Raw genomic sequence first — 16,944 nt, 5'->3', positions numbered from 1 at the left:
CATTCGTCGCTGCGCACGGTAGCAGATGTTCTTCTGTTGCTGTGCTCCAGCCCTCCGCCAGCAGCGATGAGTAGACGTCCTTCCCTTTGAGTAGTGTCATTATGTCCGAGTTCCCATTGGTACCGGCCAGCCGTTATGCGTGCGTGGTTGATGAGTTGGCCGAGCGCGGCTGGTCGGTGCAGGAGCAGTTTCTGCCCGAGGTGCTGGCGCAGGCGCTGGAGCGAGACTGCCGCAGCCTGTGGCAGCAGGACGATCTGACGCCCGCAGCGATTGGTCGTGGCGAGGGGCCGCTGGTGGTGCCGGAGATTCGCGGCGACTACACCCGCTGGTTGGACGAGTGCCCGCCGACTGCGGCCGGGAGAGCCTACATGACACTGATGGATGGCTTGCGTGAGGCGCTCAACCGCAGCCTGTTTCTTGGGCTCGACACCTTTGAAACCCACTACGCGCTGTATCCGCCCGGTGCCGGCTATCAGCGTCACCTGGACCGCTTTCAGGACAGCCCGCTGCGCACTATTTCGGTGGTAGCCTATTTGAACTCGGTCTGGCAGCCGGGCGACGGCGGCGAGCTGCGACTGTTTCTGCCGGGCGGTGAACGCGATGTCGCCCCGCGCGCGGGAACCGTGGTGATCTTTACCAGCGCTGATGTCGAGCATGAAGTGCTGGCTTCGCGCTTCGAGCGCGCCAGCCTGACTGGCTGGTTCCGCCGCCGGCCGGATAATCCTCTGCTGCGCTAAGCCCTCCACTGCGTAGCCATTTCAGGAGTGCGAATGGAGAAGATTTTGGTCAGCGCCTGCCTGCTTGGGCAGCGCGTTCGTTATGACGGTGGCGGCTTTGATCCGCTGCAGCAATTGCTCGACTGGCAGGCGCAGGGGCGTCTGGTGATCGTCTGTCCTGAAGTGGCGGGTGGATTGCCGACGCCGCGCGCGCCAGCGGAAATTCCGGGCGGTCAAGGTGCGCAGGTGCTGGCCGGACAGCTGCCGGTGCATACCGATCAGGGCGAAGATGTCACTGCGCCCTTTGTTCGTGGCGCCGAGCACGCGCTGGCGCTGGTACGCCAGCACAATATCCACTACGCGCTGTTTAAGGCGCGCAGCCCGTCCTGTGGCAATGTCGAAAATTACGATGGTAGCTTTTCTGGTGTGCGGGTCAGCGGCGAAGGGGTTACCGCTGCTGCGCTGCGGCAGGAGGGGGTGCGGGTTTTCAATGAAGAGCAGCTGGACGAGTTGAGTGCGTTGTTGGGAGGCTAGGTTTTAGGTTCGTTACAGCGAAACTATTTTTGGGCTCAATTTGGTTTGTTTTTCGCCTTCACTGCGAGCCACGGGGAGCTGCTTGCCCAGCACCTTTAGCGATCCCCCAGTGCACACTCCGTCGCCAAAATATCCGTGAACCTTCTTGGCGTATGCTGGAGTCGAGCTACCCAGAATGTCGCGATGAGACAAAAAAAGGGGCGCAACCATGGTGGTTGCGCCCCTTTTTGTATTGCGGCGAGCTGCTTAGAACAGCACGCGAACGCGGATGGTGCCTTTGACCTGCTGGATCTTCTCAAGAGCCAGATCGGAATACTCGGCGTCGACGTCGATGACGACGTAGCCGACTTTCTCGTTGGTCTGCAGGAACTGGCCGCAGATGTTGATGCCGTTGGCAGCAAACACCTGGTTGATCTCGCTCATGACACCAGGCACGTTCTCGTGAATGTGCAGCAGGCGGTGCTTGCCCGGGTGCGACGGCAGAGCGACTTCCGGGAAGTTGACCGAGGTGATGGAGGTGCCGTTGTCGCTGTAGCGAACCAGCTTCTCGGCGACTTCCAGACCGATGTTGGCTTGTGCTTCCATAGTCGAACCGCCGATGTGCGGCGTCAGGATGCAGTTCTGGAACTCGCGCAGCGGGCTGACGAACTCTTCACCGTTGGCGCGTGGCTCAACCGGGAACACGTCAATGGCGGCGCCGTTCAGGTGCTTGTCGCCCAGGGCAGCGGCCAGCGCGTCGATATCGACCACGGTGCCACGAGCGGCGTTGATCAGGATGCCGCCTTTCTTCATGGTGCGGATTTCCTTCTCGCCGATCATCCACTTGGTGGCGGCGGTTTCCGGCACGTGCAGGGTGACGATGTCGGCTTCGGCCAGCAGGTCGTTCAGCGAACCCACCTGAGTGGCGTTGCCCAGCGGCAGCTTGGTCACGACGTCATAGAACAGCACTTGCATGCCCAGGCTTTCGGCCAACACAGACAGCTGGGTGCCGATCGAGCCGTAGCCGATGATGCCGAGCTTCTTGCCGCGGATTTCAAAGGACCCGGTGGCGCTCTTGCTCCAGCCACCTTCGTGGCAGGATGCGTTCTTTTCCGGAATGCCGCGTAGCAGCAGGATAGCTTCAGCCAGCACCAGTTCGGCAACCGAGCGGGTGTTGGAGTAGGGCGCGTTGAATACCGCTACGCCCAGACGCATGGCGGCGTCGAGGTCGACCTGGTTGGTGCCGATGCAGAAGCAGCCGACCGCGACCAGCTTGTTGGCGTGACTGAAGACGTCTTCGGTCAGCTGGGTGCGTGAGCGGATGCCGATGAAATGCGCATCGGCGATGGATTCCTTGAGCTGCTCTTCCGGCAGGGAACCTGTGTGGTACTCGATGTTGGTGTAGCCAGCGGCGTTCAAAGTATCGACCGCAGTCTGGTGTACGCCCTCGAGGAGCAGAAACTTGATCTTGCTTTTGTCCAGCGAGGTTTTGGCCATGGTCATGGTGCAGTTACCCAAATGCTGATGTAAGGAAGGCCGACCGACCCGTCTGGCGCGGAATGCGACGGAGGGGTCCTGTTTCGGAAGTCGCGTATGCTAGCATAATCTGCCTTTTTTGATGCCCGTGAACGCATGAAATGTGTTCAGGCACTGCATGAATTCCCTTTGAGAGCTCGCCATGACCCCAGATGCTGTGATTGCAACCCTCAAGACGCTGGTTGACCCGGACAAGGTGCGGACTGACGCTGAATCCCTCGACAACTGGGGTAAGGACTGGACCAAACACTTTGCACCGGCGCCGTTGGCGATTGTGTTTCCGAAGACGGTCGAACAGGTGCAGGCGATTGTGCGTTTTGCCAACGAACAGAAGCTGGCGCTGGTGCCCTCCGGCGGGCGCACGGGGCTGTCCGCTGCCGCAGTGGCTGCCAATGGCGAGATTGTGGTGTCGTTTGACTATATGAATCAGATTGGCGAGTTCAACGCCTACGACCGTACTGTGGTGTGCCAGCCGGGCGTGGTGACGGCGCAGCTGCAGCAGTTCGCCGAGGAACAGGGACTGTATTACCCGGTGGACTTCGCTTCTGCCGGTTCCAGCCAAATTGGCGGCAATATCGGCACCAATGCCGGCGGCATCAAGGTGATTCGCTACGGCATGACCCGCAACTGGGTGGCCGGTCTGAAGGTGGTCACCGGCACCGGCGAGCTGTTGGAGCTGAACCGTGATCTGATCAAGAACGCCACTGGGTACGATTTACGTCAGTTGTTTATCGGCGCAGAAGGCACGCTGGGCTTCGTCGTCGAGGCGACCATGCGGCTTGAACGCGCACCGAAGAACCTGACCGCAATGGTACTGGGTACGCCGGATTTCGACTCGATCATGCCGGTACTGCATGCGTTTCAGGACAAGCTGGACCTGACCGCGTTCGAGTTCTTCTCCGACAAGGCTATGGCCAAGATCATGGGCCGTGGCGACGTGCCGGCGCCGTTCGAAACCGAATGCCCGTTCTACGCGCTGCTGGAGTTTGAAGCGGTCAGCGAGGACATTGCCAACGATGCTCTGGCGACCTTCGAACACTGCGTTGAACAGGGCTGGGTGCTGGACGGGGTGATGAGTCAGAGCCAGCAACAGCTGGAGAATCTGTGGAAGCTGCGCGAGTTCATCTCCGAGACCATCTCCCACTGGACGCCTTACAAGAACGACATTTCGGTCACCGTCGGCAAGGTGCCGGCTTTCTTGCACGATATCGACAGTATCGTTGGTGAGCACTATCCCGATTTCGAGATCGTCTGGTTCGGTCACATCGGCGACGGCAATCTGCATCTGAACATTCTCAAGCCTGAGAACCTGTCCAAGGATGACTTCTTTGCCAAGTGCGCCACCGTCAACAAGTGGGTGTTCGAGATCGTTGAGAAGTACAACGGTTCGATTTCCGCCGAGCACGGCGTCGGCATGACCAAGCGCGACTACCTGACTTACAGTCGTAGCCCGGAAGAAATCGCAGTGATGAAAGCGATCAAGGCTGTGTTTGATCCCAACGGCGTCATGAATCCCGGCAAGATATTTAACTGACAGCTTCAAGCTTCAAGCTTCAAGCTTCAAGCGGCAAGCAAAGGCAAAAGCGGGAGCAGGGTATATGACCTACCAGCATCAGTATGTGGACGGCAGTGTGATCGATCTGCCAATGGGCAAGGTGGTGTGTGTTGGCCGTAATTACGCCGAGCACGCCCGTGAGCTGAACAACCCGGTACCGACCGAGCCGTTGCTGTTTATCAAGCCGGCGACCTCGGTTGTGCCGATGACGCCGCCTATCGAGCTGGTTCAGGGCCGCGGTCCGGTGCATTACGAGACGGAGATTGCGTTGCTGATCGGTGCGCCGCTGACCGGCATGGTCAGCGAGGAGGACGCCGAAGCGGCGATTATCGGTGTCGGACTGGCGCTGGACCTGACCCTGCGTGAGCTGCAGGATCAGCTAAAGGCCAAGAGCCATCCGTGGGAGCGCGCCAAGGCGTTTGACGGCGCCTGCCCGCTGTCGCCCTTCGTGCCGAAGGCTGAGGCGGGTGATCTGCACGCGCTGGCGCTGCAGCTTGGCATCAATGGCGAGCGCCGGCAGCAGGGTAGCGCAGCGGAAATGATCACGCCGATTGTGGCGCTGGTGCGGCATATCGCGACCCAGTTCAGCCTGCAACCGGGCGACGTGGTGATCACCGGCACGCCGGCTGGCGTTGGTGTGCTCAACGCGGGTGACCAACTGAGTCTGTCCATTCCGGGCAAGCTGCAGGTGGAAACGCGCATCGCGGAGTGAACCTCAACTTCCGGCAGCGGTCTGAAGGGCTCTGCCCGGCTGCCGGAAGCCCCCATGAAGAAGTTGCTGCTAGCCGTCGTCCTGTTGCTGCTGGGTGCAGCCGCAGTGCTGCATTACCTGCATCTTGATGCCATCTGGTGGTACACCTGGCGCATGCATCAGGCGCCGCTCCACCACGACTCCCTTGCCCTCGATCATTACCGCGCTGACATCCAGGCGCAGCCCATCGATGGGTTGGACGACGACGTCTCTGCCCTGACATTCAACGCTGAAACCGGAACGCTGTTTGCGGTGCTCAATGGTGAGCCGTTGCTGGTCGAGCTGTCGGTCGACGGTAAGTTGTTGCGCAAGGTGCGGGTCAAGGGCGTGCAGGATATGGAAGGGCTGACCCATGTGGCCGGCCGCCGCTATGTGATTGCCGAGGAGCGTTCCCAGCGCCTGATTGAGGTTGAGGTGCCCGATGGTGCTGCGGAAGTCGATGTGGCGGGTGCGCCCAGCCTGACGATCGGTCTGGATCTGAACGGCAACAAGGGGTTCGAGGGGCTGTCCTGGGATGCGCGTCAGCGTCGCTTGCTGGTAGTCAAGGAGCGCGACCCCCTGCGGGTGCTTGCTGTCAGCGGCTTTGTCGGTGCGCAGCCCGACTCGCCGCTGGCGTTGCATATCCAAGAGCTGAAAACGCCGGATTCACCGTGGCTGTTCATGCGCGATCTGTCGTCGCTGAGTTTGCATGATGAGACCGGTCACCTGCTGCTGCTCAGTGATCAGTCCAACATGCTGGTGGAGTACGATGAGGACGGGCATCCGCGCAGTTTGCTTGGCCTTTGGCGCGGAATGGGCGGCTTGCAGCGAACGGTGCCGCAGGCCGAGGGGTTGGCGATGGATGGTCAGCGGCGGCTGTATCTGGTCAGTGAGCCAAATCTGTTCTATCGCTTTGTACCGGGCGAGTAGCGCAGCAGGTCAGCTGCGCTCGATGGTGCGTACGCCTTGCGGAGTGCCCAGCAGCAGCACATCGGCTGGGCGAGCGGCGAACAGGCCGTTGCAGACTACGCCGACGATGGCGTTAAGGTCCGCTTCCAGCTGCTTCGGATTGACGATCGACATGTTGTAGACATCGAGGATGACGTTGCCGTTGTCGGTCACGCAACTTTCGCGGTAGACCGGGTCGCCGCCGAGTTTGACAATTTCGCGGGCCACGTGGCTGCGCGCCATCGGGATGACTTCAACCGGCAGCGGAAAATCGCCTAGCACCGGTACCAGCTTGCTTTCGTCGGCAATGCAGATGAAGGTCCGGGCAACGGCGGCAACAATCTTCTCGCGGGTCAGGGCGGCACCACCACCTTTGATCAGTTCCAGGTTTTCATTGCTCTCGTCTGCGCCGTCAACGTAGAAGTCGAGTTGCGGTACGCTATTGAGGTCGTACACGGCAATGCCGTGGCTCTTGAGACGCTCGGCGGTGGCTTCGGAGCTGGCGACGGCGCCGTCAAAGGCCAGCTTGTGCTTGGCCAGCGCGTCGATGAAGCAGTTGGCGGTGGAGCCGGTACCCACTCCGACGATGCTGTTGGCATCCAGATGCGGCAGCAGGCGCTCAACGGCGGCTTGCCCTACCGCCTGTTTCATTTCGTCCTGGGTCATCTCGGCTCCTCGTTACGGACTGTAAAAAGCGCGATTATACGGTGCGACAGGGGGCGCGTGTAGTCGCGCGGGCTGTGATTCGCTAGACTGGCGCCTTTCTCATCTCCTGCGATCAGTTGACCTCACCCATGCTGGAAACCTACGTCAAGAAGATCCTCTGCTCCCCGGTTTACGATGTGGCGGTGGAAACCCCGGTGCATGCGGCACCCTTTCTCTCCGAGCGACTGGGTAATACCGTGCTGCTCAAGCGTGAAGACCTGCAGCCGGTGTTCTCGTTCAAGATTCGCGGCGCTTACAACAAGCTGGCCCAACTGACCGATGAGCAACGCGCCTGTGGCGTGGTGGCGGCTTCCGCCGGTAACCATGCTCAGGGTCTGGCGTATGCTGCACGCCACATGGGGGTGAAGGCGACCATCGTGATGCCGCGTACCACCCCCGAGATCAAGGTCAAGGCGGTGCGTGCACGCGGTGGCAAGGTAGTTTTGCACGGCGATGCCTTTGATGAGGCGCTGGCCTACTCGCAAAAACTGGTGAAGGAAAAAGGATTCGTCTATATCCACCCCTACGATGATCCGGACACCATTGCCGGTCAGGGCACGGTGGCGATGGAAATTTTGCGTCAGGTGCAGGGGCCGTTGAACGCGGTCTTTGTGCCGGTTGGAGGGGGTGGCCTGATTGCCGGTATCGCGGCCTACGTCAAATACCTGCGACCGGACATCAAGGTCATTGGCGTCGAACCGCAGGATTCAGCTTGTCTGCAGGCTGCCTTGGCGGCTGATGAGCGGGTGGTGCTCGGCCAGGTTGGGCTGTTTGCCGACGGCGTGGCGGTGGCGCAGATCGGTGAACACACCTTTGAGGTGTGTCGGCAGTATGTCGATGAGGTCATTACCGTCACCACCGACGAGATGTGTGCAGCGATTAAGGATATCTACGACGACACCCGCTCTATCTGCGAACCCGCAGGGTGTCTGGGCGTTGCCGGGATCAAGAAGTACGTCGAGCGCGAAGGGTGCAGCGGCCAGGTGCTGGTTGCCATCGACTCGGGAGCCAACATCAATTTCGACCGCCTGCGCCACGTTGCCGAGCGAGCGGAAATCGGCGAGAAGCGCGAAGCGCTGCTCGCGGTGACCATTCCGGAGAAGCCCGGCAGCTTCAAGCAGTTCTGCGAAGCCATCGGCAAGCGGGCAATCACCGAGTTCAACTACCGCTACCACACCGGTAGTGAGGCGCACATCTTCGTCGGGGTGCAGACCCATCCGGAATTGGACCCACGCGACAAGCTGGTCAGTCAGTTGGCTGCTGACGGCTTTCCAGTGCTGGATCTGACCGACAACGAGCTGGCCAAGCTGCATGTGCGTCATATGGTCGGCGGTCATGCCGGTCACGTGACCGATGAGCAGGTATTCCGCTTCGAGTTTCCGGAACGCCCGGGCGCGCTGTTCAACTTCCTCAACAAGTTGGGCGGGCGCTGGAATATTTCAATGTTCCATTACCGCAACCACGGCGCAGCCTATGGCCGCGTGGTTGCCGGCTTGCAGGTGCCCGAGCATGAACGGCATCTGCTGCCCGAAGCGCTGGATGGTATCGGGTACCCTTATTGGGATGAGACCGAAAACCCGGCCTATCGACTCTATCTCGGCTGAACCGCCGACAGTGCTACATGGTGGTGTTCGCGTCACCCAGCTTGGAGCGGTTGCGGCCTTCGGTTTTGGCTCGGTAAAGGGCGAGGTCTGCCTGGCGTATCAGGTCATGGGGGCTCCATTCCGGAGCGGGAACCAGGCTTGCTGCGCCGATACTGACCGTGAACAGGCCTGATTCAACGGATGTGTGCGGGTGGCGAATGCCCAGCTTGGCCACCGCATCGTGCACCCGGCGCGCGGCCTGCAGGCAGCGGTCTCCGTCAGCACCGGGCAGGATCACAGCAAACTCCTCGCCGCCATAACGACATACACAATCCCCTTCGCGCATCAGACAGCTGTTTAGTGCGGTTGCCAGTTGCTGCAAGGCGTCGTCGCCCGCCTGGTGTCCTAGCTCATCGTTGAAGCGCTTGAAGTAGTCAACGTCCAGCATCAGCAGGCCGAGCGGGATCTGCTCGCGGCGCAGGCGGCGCCACTCGCTGATCAGCGTCTTGTCGAAGTAGCGCCGGTTGAACAGCCCGGTCAGGCCGTCCTGATGGGACAGCTGCTGCAGGTGCGCTGCCATCTGCAACTGTGCGCTGTTATTGCGGCCAACGCAGATAAGGTAATCCCGGCCCATGCGTCGTAGGTGGCGAACGCTGACTTCCAGCGGCACGGTGTGCCCGTCATGATGGACAACCCGCTTCTGGAAAATGGCGTTACCCTGCTGGTGAAGCATGCTCCGCAGTTCGATCAGCCACTTGATGGCATCAGGCATGACCTCGCTCGGTGCAACCTGAATCAGTGCGCGCAGTTCTTGTTCGCTGTAGCCCAGCCCTTGCCAGCAAGTGCGATTGAGGTACACCACTTCCATAGGACGCAGGCCGATGATGAACAGGGCATCATGACTGTGATCCGTCATGTCGTTGATCAGCTTGAGGCGTGCCTGATTGTGTTTCAGGGTTTCTTCGGTTTCCTGACGTCGGCTGATTTCGGCGTGCAGCTGACGGTTGCTGTAGCTCAGTTGCCTGCTGCGCTGGGCGCCGCGAAAGGCCAGCCAGAGTGATGAGCACAGCAGCAGGGCGATCAGCGAACCAGCGGTGGTTACTACCATGGGAAGCTGGGTGGTCGCGTCATTGAGCAGGTGCCGAGTGGGGTAGATAGTGAGCCGGAAGTTGCTGTTGCCGCCCAGACTGACTTGACTGCTCACGCTCCAGTCGGCGGCCTGCAGCTCGGCCGCGCCTGCGCTGAACAGCACCTGGTTGTTTTCCATAAAGCGCAGGTTCAGATGGTTTGAGGGCAGGATATTGATCAGGTCGTTGAGCAGCACCTCGACCCGGAAGATGCCGAGCAGAAAACCGTCAAACTCGCCGTTTGCTAGGTACTGGGGGATGTAGTACACCAGACCCAGGCCGCCCTGTGCCAGTTGAAATGAGTTGCTCAGATGGGGCTGGCCGCTGGCTTTGGCCTCCAGGATGACCGGGTAATTCGGGTGGCTGGGCTGGTAGATGAACCCGGCCACTGCCTCGTTGCCTTTGAAGGGTTCGATCCATTGCATGCGGTAATGGCGATCAAGCCACTCTATCGCCTGAAAACTGTTGTAGTCGCGCAACAGCTGCTCTGTGTCGCTGTTCCACAGGTCGCGCTGCGCGTGGTGCAGCGGCCAGCGTCGGGCCAGTCGGATCAGGCTGTCGGTCTGGTGCTTGAAGTGGGTTTCAATCTGCTGAGCGAGGGCGTTGGACTCAAGCTGGAGTCGAGCGCGTGCCTGCTGTTGTTCAGCAAGATGAAGGGCGCGCCAGGTAGTGAAAAGCGCGATCGCCAGGGCGCAACAAAGAACGACGATCAGCGCGGGAAGCTTCTTTACGTAGCGTTCTATAGCGGGTGCTGGCATGGAGTTCCCCGAAGCATATGATAACTGATAGCACAATGCCGGCTGGCAGGCCAGCGGGGGATAGTTACATTGCCGCCAGTATTATTTGCCATTGCTGTGTGGTCACCGGCATCACCGACAGGCGGCTGCCACGTTGCAGTAATGCCAGTGCTTCCAGGCCGTTGAGTGACCGTAGGTCGGCCAGTGTCAGCAGGTGCGGGAACTTTCTTTGAAAGGCCACGTCCACTGCCGTCCATGGCAGTCTTTCAATACTGGCTTTTGGGTCGTGGTAGTGGCTATCGGGGTCGATGGCGGTGCGATCCGGATACGGCTCGCTGACAACGTGTCCGATTCCGGCCACGCCAGGCGGTTGGCAGCTGGAGTGATAGAACAGAAATTCGTCCCCCGGTTGCATCTCGCGCATGAAGTTGCGTGCTTGGTAGTTGCGTACGCCGTCCCAGGGTGCCTGGCCCAGGCGCTCCAGGTCAGAAATTGAAAAGGTATCGGGCTCGGATTTCATCAGCCAGTAGGCCATGACACTCTCCAGGATGAGTTGACACAATTTTTGCATAGGTGTAAGTAAACGTGTGGTACACGGGTACGGTCTGTCTCATCGGGGGATGGGAGAGGTGGATGCCCGGCTCACACACACTATTAGATTGCCGTATTAATAAGGAGGCAACGCGTGAGACGCAAACCGGATTTGCTGTGGGTGCTGGTTATTGTGTTTGGTCTGGGGGTGGTTACCACGGGGTATACCCAGAGTTACCTTGATCGCAATGCAGATCCTGCGGTTCAGCAGGAGCCTTGATCAGTAGCACCCGCGGTCTGTAATCACGCCGTCTAGCGGGACATCCCACCCTGCAAATGGCAGCTGCGGTACCTGTTGGCATTGGTGTGCCAGCCCTAGCAGGCGAGGGCGTACGGTGTGCCGCTGGCGGCGGCGATAGGCAAAGGCTCGATCGTAGAAGCCACCGCCCATGCCCAGACGATTGCCAGCAGAATCAAACCCGACCAGCGGCAGCAGTACCAACTGCAGACGCCAAGCCTTGACCTGGCGTCTGCGATCTGTGCGTGGCTCGCAAATGCCGAACCGATTGCGCTGCCAGCGCTGTCCCTTTATTAGTCTCTGAAACGCCATTCCGGTTGCCGGCCAGCGCTGAAGTACCGGCAGATAGCAGTGCTTGCGATAGCGGTTAGCCAACTGCAGTAGTCGTGCCGGGTCTATTTCACCGTCATTGGCCAGGTAGAACGCGATGTGGCGTGCACGCAGGAAGCGAATATCCTGCGCCAGCTGGCGCTTCAGTCGCTCTGCCGCTTTGTGCTGCTGAGCACGACTAAGTGCACGCCGCGCCTGGCGAAGCTGCTTGCGGAGGGCTGGGCGTGATGCGCTGGATGTCATGTAAGAGAGGGTCCCCAGAGTGCCGCTGCCGGGTTAGCCCTTGAACCCGAAAGTTCAAGGCGGAGATTACGGCGATACCTCAGGCTTTCCGTCATGCGGACATGCACACTGGTATCAGCGCGTAGCCTCCTGGTACAGGAGTATCGGCTCAGGGACATCTCCGGCTGGCCAACACCCCAGGGATGAGACTCACTATACAGAAAGTCGGTGTGAACTTCGATGCCTGAATGCACGGGATAGGAGGTTCAGGCCTTGTGGCTTTCCAGTGCCTGGTCGAGGCGTTTGACCAGTTCACTGATTTGCGCTTGCTGTGCACTCAGTGCGCTGTCCTGCTGGTGGCTGCCGGTCAGCATGTCGTGGGTGATGTTCAGCGCAGCCATGACAGCAATGCGTTCGACGCCAATGACTTTGCCGCTGTTGCGGATGTCGCGCATGGTGCTGTCGAGGTGACGGGCCGCCTGTTCGAGGTTGCTGCGTTCCTCTGGTGGGCAGGCGACACGGTATTCCTTGTCGAGGATGTGCAGAGTGACGGTCAGGGGTTGGCTCATGAGTCGTGCTCCAGAGATTTGAGTCGCAGAATCATGGCTTCGACCTTCTGACGGGCCAAATCGTTCTTTTCAATTAATTGAACACGTTCATCGCGCCACAGGCGTTCCTGTGCCTGGAGGTGCTGGTTCTGCAATTTCAGCTGGTCGCACAGGTCAATCAGCTGGCTGATGCGCTGGGTCAGTGCGTTGATATCGGATTGGTCCATTGCCGCCATTCTGTCGTCCCGAGGGGTTGAGCCACTATAGAGGCGGCCTGCAGGGCGGTCAAACTCGCGCGAATGGCCGGTCGAGCTGGCCGATTGCCGGTTCGGGCGCGGCCTCGGCGGTAGATTTAACCGGGCCCGGGCAGGCACAATAGTGCTCGTTGGGTTTACCCGCTGCGCAGGTCGCGTAGCCGGTGCAAGGATACCGGTATTTACGCCTTTGCGGCAGCTTTGTCAGACGTCTGGAGTGTGTTCATGGCCTTGATGCAGGCAGTGTTTGATTTTGATCGATATGCGCAGATCTGCAGCGATGTGGCTGCGGTGGGTCAACCGGCCGAGCTGCATGGTCACCTGGTCGGCCGGCTTAGCGCCGGTGCGCGGCTGGATCACACCACTTGGTTGAGTGTTGCCACCGAGTTGCTTGACGGCCGTGGCAGTCTCACCGAGGCGGGCAAGGTGGCGCTGATCCAGTTGTACGATGCCAGCCTCGCAGAACTGTCTGGTAGTGGCTTCGATTTGACGCTGGTACTGCCGGATGACAACGCCGCGATTGACCACCGGACCGCTGCTCTGGGGCAATGGTGTGAGGGTTTTCTGGCCGGCTTCGGTATGGTTGAGCGCAGTGCCCAGCTCAGTGAAGAGGCCGATGGGGTGCTGCGAGACTTCGCTGCCATCTCGCAGGTTCAGACCGACCTCGATGAATCCGAGGCCAACGAAGTGGATTTCATGGAAGTGATGGAATACGTGCGTATGGCAACGCTGATGCTGTTCAGCGAATGTCAGACCGCCGACCCGAAACAGGACACGCCCCCCGCCGCTCTGCATTGATGAGGTAAGCATGCGTATCACCAAGGCTGAATATGCCCGTCGCCGCAAGGCGCTTATGAGTCAGATGGAGCCGAACAGCATCGCCATTCTGCCGGCGGCGCAGGTTTTTATCCGTAATCGTGATGTTGAGCACAATTATCGCCAGGACAGCGATTTTCAATACCTGACCGGTTTCCCCGAGCCAGAGGCGGTTGCGGTGCTGGTGCCGGGACGCGAGCACGGCGAGTACGTGCTGTTCTGCCGTGAGCGCGACAAGGAACGCGAGCTGTGGGACGGCTATCGCGCCGGACAGGAAGGTGCGGTGGTCGAGTATGGTGCCAACGATGCCTTTCCGATCAATGATATCGACGACATCCTGCCGGGTCTGATTGAAGGGCGTGAGCGGGTGTACTACGCGATGGGCGCCAACGCCGACTTTGACCGTCGGCTGACCAACTGGATCAACCTGATTCGTAGCAAGGCCCGCCTCGGCGCCCAGCCGCCGAAGGAATTCCTGGCGCTCGATCATCTGTTGCACGATATGCGCCTGTACAAAAGTGCGGGCGAGCTGAAAGTCATGCAGGCAGCCGCCGATATTTCCTGTCAGGCCCATGTGCGTGCGATGCAGTTCTGCCGTCCCGGCGTCTACGAGTATCAGATTGAAGCCGAGCTGCAGCATTGTTTCATGCGCCATGGCAGCCGCTCGCCGGCTTACTCGTCGATCGTCGCGGCAGGCGTCAATGGCTGCATCCTGCATTACACCGAGAATACTGCTCAGGTCCGCGACGGTGACCTGGTGCTGATTGACGCCGGCTGCGAGCTGGACTGCTACGCCAGCGACATTACTCGCACCTTCCCGGCCAGCGGCAAGTTCAGCGCGGAACAGCGGGCGATTTACGACATCGTGTTGGCCGCGCAAGAAGCGGCGATGGCCGTTATCGGGCCGGGTTACAGCTGGAACGAGTCCCACGATGCCAGCGTTCGAGCGATTACCAGCGGCCTGGTCGAACTGGGACTGCTCAAGGGCGATGTGGATGAGCTGATTGCCAGCGAAGCCTATCGCCGCTTTTACATGCACCGGCTTGGTCACTGGCTGGGCATGGATGTGCACGATGTGGGCGAGTATCGCGTGGGTGGTGTCTGGCGTGAGCTGGAGCCGGGCATGGTGATGACCGTCGAGCCCGGTATCTATATTGCGCCGGATGACGACACCGTGCCACGTAAATGGCGCGGTATTGGCATCCGCATTGAGGACGATGTGGTCGTTACCAAGACCGGCTATCAGGTGCTGACCGGCAAGGTGCCGAAAGACCCGGACGAAATTGAGGCGCTGATGCAAGCCGCCCAGCGGGCCGAGGCAGAGCCAGCGTGAGCCGGCAGATCAGCATTGTCGGTGGCGGCATGGTCGGCGCCAGTCTGGCGCTGGCGTTGCAACCGCACGCGGCACGCTGCGGCTGGCGCATCAATTTGATCGAGGCGCAGCCGCCCGCCGACGGACATGCGCAGCCGAGCTTTGATGCCCGCTCGACCGCGTTGTCGCATGGCAGCCGGCTGCTGTTCGAGCAACTCGGTATCTGGCATGAGCTGGCCGGGCGGGTTGAGCCCATCCGTCAGATTCATGTGTCTGATCGCGGCCTCCCCGGGGTTACCCGGCTGTCCGCAGAGAAGGAGCGGGTGCCGGCGCTTGGCTATGTGGTCGAGAACGCGGTGCTTGGACAGGTGCTGCTGGCTGCGCTGGATCCGGCTGTGGTGCGCTGGCAGGCGCCGGCCCGGGTTGTCCGCGCTGAACCCGCTCGTAGCGGCTGGTTGATGCAGGTCGAGGAACACGGTCAGGTGCACGAGCAGGCCACGGACCTTTTGGTGGTAGCCGATGGCGGTCGCTCGGGTCTGCTTGAGCAGTTGGGTATTCATCGCCAGGTTCGACCCTATGGTCAGACGGCGATCATCGCCAATATCACCAGCTCGCAAGGTCATGACGGCGTTGCCTATGAACGCTTCACCCGCCGCGGGCCGCTGGCGTTGCTGCCGATGTCAGGTGGGCGCAGCGCGCTGGTCTGGACACAACCAGAGGCGCAGGCTGATGAGGTTATGGCCTGCTCTGACGCGGCCTTCCTTGAGGCGCTGCAGGATGCCTTTGGCTTTCGTATGGGCGCGCTCAAGCGCGTGGGTCAGCGCCACGCTTATCCGCTCAGCCTGATTGAAGCGGAAGAGCAGGTCCGCAGCGGTCTGGTGGTGCTCGGCAACGCCGCCCACAGCCTGCATCCGATTGCCGGGCAGGGTTTTAACCTGAGCCTGCGCGACGCCGTGGCGCTGGCCGACACGCTGATCGGCGCCGACGCGAATCAGTCCCCCGGCGACCTTGCCCTGCTGAACCGTTACTTCAGCAACCAGCGTCGGGACCAGCAGCAGACCATCGCGTTCAGCGACTGGCTGACCCGGTTGTTCAGCAACCGTCGTCCGGTACTGGCCGCAGGCCGCAACCTTGGGCTGCTCGGGATGGATATTGTTGCCCCGCTGAAGTCGGTTTTTGCCCGTCACGCGATGGGGTTGAAAGGATGATTCTGGAGCGTGCACATGCAGCAGCGTTATGACCTGATTGTGGTGGGGGCCGGCATGGTCGGCTCGGCGCTGGCTTGCGCGCTCGCTGATAGCGGGCTGCGTCTGGCGCTGTTGGATGCGCAGCCATTGCAGCCGCTGCCGGAGCCTGCGAGTGGCTCCGGTTACGATCCGCGCGTCAGTGCGCTGAGCGCGGCATCAGAGCAGATTTTGCGCGCACTGGGTGCCTGGCAACTGATTCCTGCTGCGCGCCGCTGCGCCTATCGTCATATGTGCGTCTGGGATGCCGAGGGCACTGGCGAGGTCCAATTTGATGCTCACGCATTGAGTGAGCCGCGACTCGGTCATATTGTTGAGAACTGGCAGGTGCAGAACGCGTTGTTGTCGGTGCTGCAAGGCAGTTCGATCGAGCTGCTGGGTGCAAGTCGCGTGCGCGGCCTGGTGCGAGAGGAGGATGGCTGGCGCCTCAATCTGGAGGACGGCCGCCAGTTGCATGCGCCGCTGGTGCTGGGGGCGGATGGTGCCCGTTCGCAGTTGCGTGAGCTGGCAGGTTTTACCATGCGCGAGTGGGATTACCTGCATCATGCGGTGGTCACCACGGTCGAACTGTCCGAGCCGCACCAGGATACCGCCTGGCAACGTTTTTTGCCCTCCGGCCCGCTGGCCTTTCTGCCATTGCCGTCGCGTGACGGCAAGCACTACTGTTCGATTGTCTGGTCGTTGCTGCCCGAAGCTGCGGAGCAGGTCATGGCGCTGGATGACAAGGCGTTCTGCACCGCGCTTGGCGAAGCGCTGGAATGCCGTCTGGGGCCGGTGCTGGCGGCGGACCGACGGGTCTGCATTCCGCTGCGCCAGCGCCACGCCAAGCGCTACGTGATGCCAGGGCTGGCGTTGCTGGGCGATGCCGCCCACAGTATTCATCCGCTGGCGGGGCAGGGCGTGAACCTTGGGTTCCTCGATGCGGCGCAATTGGCAGAGGTGCTGCTGGCGGCGCGCGAGCGCGGGGAGAATATCGCTGACCTCGCCGTGCTGGAGCGCTATGAGCGCGCGCGGATGGGGAACAACTTGGCGGTGATGGCGGCGATGGAAGGGTTTGAGCGGTTGTTCCATGCCGACGCCTTGCCGCTGCGCTGGTTACGCAACACCGGCATGCAGCTGTTTGAGCATGCGCCGCGGCTCAAGGCGGGCGTGATGCGCCAGGCCATGGGGTTGGGGGGCGAGCTGCCAAGCCTGGCGCGCAGCTGATTTGCAACATCTAGCTACGGAGTGGGGCAGCCG

18 protein-coding genes and 1 other RNA gene are annotated in these 16,944 nt (G+C 60.8%); 11 read left to right on the top strand and 8 right to left on the bottom strand.

From position 1 onward, the window contains the following. Positions 1–101: 101 nt before the first annotated feature. Positions 102–737, top strand: a complete 636-nt coding sequence (locus ACKPCU_RS18500) for a 2OG-Fe(II) oxygenase (protein ID WP_321348952.1) — start codon at positions 102–104, stop codon at positions 735–737. Positions 738–770: 33 nt separating this feature from the next. Next, positions 771–1,250, top strand: coding sequence for a 2-thiouracil desulfurase family protein (locus ACKPCU_RS18495; RefSeq protein WP_321348950.1), 480 nt, complete (start codon positions 771–773; stop codon positions 1,248–1,250). A 246-nt stretch (positions 1,251–1,496) separates the two neighbouring features. Here the strand turns inward: ACKPCU_RS18495 and serA are convergent, their stop codons facing one another. Further along, positions 1,497–2,726: a phosphoglycerate dehydrogenase gene (gene serA / locus ACKPCU_RS18490; RefSeq protein WP_321351894.1), complete on the bottom strand. Its 1,230-nt coding sequence runs from the start codon at positions 2,724–2,726 to the stop codon at positions 1,497–1,499. A 181-nt stretch (positions 2,727–2,907) separates the two neighbouring features. Here serA and ACKPCU_RS18485 point away from each other — a divergent pair, with 181 nt between their 5' ends. From ACKPCU_RS18485 to ACKPCU_RS18475, 3 genes are all read left to right on the top strand, one after another. Beyond that, positions 2,908–4,299, top strand: a complete 1,392-nt coding sequence (locus tag ACKPCU_RS18485; protein WP_321348948.1) for an FAD-binding oxidoreductase — start codon at positions 2,908–2,910, stop codon at positions 4,297–4,299. 64 nt (positions 4,300–4,363) lie between these two features. Continuing rightward, positions 4,364–5,032: a fumarylacetoacetate hydrolase family protein gene (locus ACKPCU_RS18480; RefSeq protein WP_321348946.1), complete on the top strand. Its 669-nt coding sequence runs from the start codon at positions 4,364–4,366 to the stop codon at positions 5,030–5,032. Between the two features lie 54 nt (positions 5,033–5,086). Further along, on the top strand, positions 5,087–5,980 hold the full coding sequence (locus ACKPCU_RS18475) for an SdiA-regulated domain-containing protein (RefSeq protein ID WP_321348945.1): 894 nt from the start codon (positions 5,087–5,089) through the stop codon (positions 5,978–5,980). A gap of 9 nt (positions 5,981–5,989) precedes the next feature. On the opposite strand, the gene rpiA is transcribed toward ACKPCU_RS18475, so the two are convergent. After that, positions 5,990–6,664, bottom strand: a complete 675-nt coding sequence (rpiA, locus tag ACKPCU_RS18470) for a ribose-5-phosphate isomerase RpiA (protein ID WP_321348943.1) — start codon at positions 6,662–6,664, stop codon at positions 5,990–5,992. A 128-nt stretch (positions 6,665–6,792) separates the two neighbouring features. On the opposite strand from rpiA, the gene ilvA reads away from it, so the two are divergent. Next, positions 6,793–8,307, top strand: a complete 1,515-nt coding sequence (ilvA, locus tag ACKPCU_RS18465; protein ID WP_321348941.1) for a threonine ammonia-lyase, biosynthetic — start codon at positions 6,793–6,795, stop codon at positions 8,305–8,307. 13 nt (positions 8,308–8,320) lie between these two features. Here the strand turns inward: ilvA and ACKPCU_RS18460 are convergent, their stop codons facing one another. Then, positions 8,321–10,171, bottom strand: coding sequence for a sensor domain-containing diguanylate cyclase (locus ACKPCU_RS18460; RefSeq protein WP_321348939.1), 1,851 nt, complete (start codon positions 10,169–10,171; stop codon positions 8,321–8,323). A 64-nt stretch (positions 10,172–10,235) separates the two neighbouring features. Continuing rightward, positions 10,236–10,685, bottom strand: a complete 450-nt coding sequence (locus tag ACKPCU_RS18455) for an EVE domain-containing protein (RefSeq protein WP_321348936.1) — start codon at positions 10,683–10,685, stop codon at positions 10,236–10,238. 150 nt (positions 10,686–10,835) lie between these two features. Between ACKPCU_RS18455 and ACKPCU_RS18450 the strand changes: the two genes are divergently transcribed. Further along, positions 10,836–10,961, top strand: coding sequence for a hypothetical protein (locus ACKPCU_RS18450; protein WP_268236201.1), 126 nt, complete (start codon positions 10,836–10,838; stop codon positions 10,959–10,961). Here the strand turns inward: ACKPCU_RS18450 and ACKPCU_RS18445 are convergent, their stop codons facing one another. The 4 genes from ACKPCU_RS18445 to ACKPCU_RS18430 all read right to left on the bottom strand — a co-directional run bounded on the left by ACKPCU_RS18445 (position 10,962) and on the right by ACKPCU_RS18430 (position 12,306). Then, a complete protein-coding gene (locus tag ACKPCU_RS18445; protein ID WP_321348933.1) occupies positions 10,962–11,552 on the bottom strand; it encodes a 5-formyltetrahydrofolate cyclo-ligase in 591 nt (196 codons plus the stop codon). Between the two features lie 7 nt (positions 11,553–11,559). After that, a non-coding RNA gene (gene ssrS, locus ACKPCU_RS18440) (6S RNA) lies at positions 11,560–11,738 on the bottom strand. A gap of 59 nt (positions 11,739–11,797) precedes the next feature. Next, positions 11,798–12,100 carry a cell division protein ZapA gene (locus ACKPCU_RS18435; RefSeq protein WP_104738787.1) on the bottom strand — a complete coding sequence of 101 codons (303 nt, stop codon included), beginning with the start codon at positions 12,098–12,100 and terminating at the stop codon, positions 11,798–11,800. Next, positions 12,097–12,306, bottom strand: a complete 210-nt coding sequence (locus ACKPCU_RS18430; protein WP_088274507.1) for a TIGR02449 family protein — start codon at positions 12,304–12,306, stop codon at positions 12,097–12,099. The genes ACKPCU_RS18435 and ACKPCU_RS18430 overlap by 4 nt, the downstream gene beginning before the upstream one ends. 252 nt (positions 12,307–12,558) lie before the next feature. On the opposite strand from ACKPCU_RS18430, the gene ACKPCU_RS18425 reads away from it, so the two are divergent. Genes ACKPCU_RS18425 through ACKPCU_RS18410 form a run of 4 tightly spaced genes read left to right on the top strand, consistent with a single transcriptional unit; the run spans position 12,559 to position 16,911 of the window. Beyond that, positions 12,559–13,131, top strand: coding sequence for a UPF0149 family protein (locus ACKPCU_RS18425; RefSeq protein ID WP_321348930.1), 573 nt, complete (start codon positions 12,559–12,561; stop codon positions 13,129–13,131). Positions 13,132–13,141: 10 nt separating this feature from the next. After that, positions 13,142–14,482 carry a Xaa-Pro aminopeptidase gene (gene pepP, locus ACKPCU_RS18420; protein WP_104738788.1) on the top strand — a complete coding sequence of 447 codons (1,341 nt, stop codon included), beginning with the start codon at positions 13,142–13,144 and terminating at the stop codon, positions 14,480–14,482. Further along, positions 14,479–15,669 carry a 2-octaprenyl-6-methoxyphenyl hydroxylase gene (gene ubiH / locus ACKPCU_RS18415; RefSeq protein ID WP_321348928.1) on the top strand — a complete coding sequence of 397 codons (1,191 nt, stop codon included), beginning with the start codon at positions 14,479–14,481 and terminating at the stop codon, positions 15,667–15,669. The genes pepP and ubiH overlap by 4 nt, the downstream gene beginning before the upstream one ends. A 15-nt stretch (positions 15,670–15,684) precedes the next feature. Then, on the top strand, positions 15,685–16,911 hold the full coding sequence (locus tag ACKPCU_RS18410) for an FAD-dependent monooxygenase (RefSeq protein WP_321348926.1): 1,227 nt from the start codon (positions 15,685–15,687) through the stop codon (positions 16,909–16,911). Positions 16,912–16,944: the final 33 nt, after the last annotated feature.

Source organism: Halopseudomonas oceani (genome assembly GCF_963677335.1).
Lineage (GTDB): Bacteria > Pseudomonadota > Gammaproteobacteria > Pseudomonadales > Pseudomonadaceae > Halopseudomonas > Halopseudomonas oceani.
This window is presented reverse-complemented; position numbering and strand designations above follow the sequence as displayed.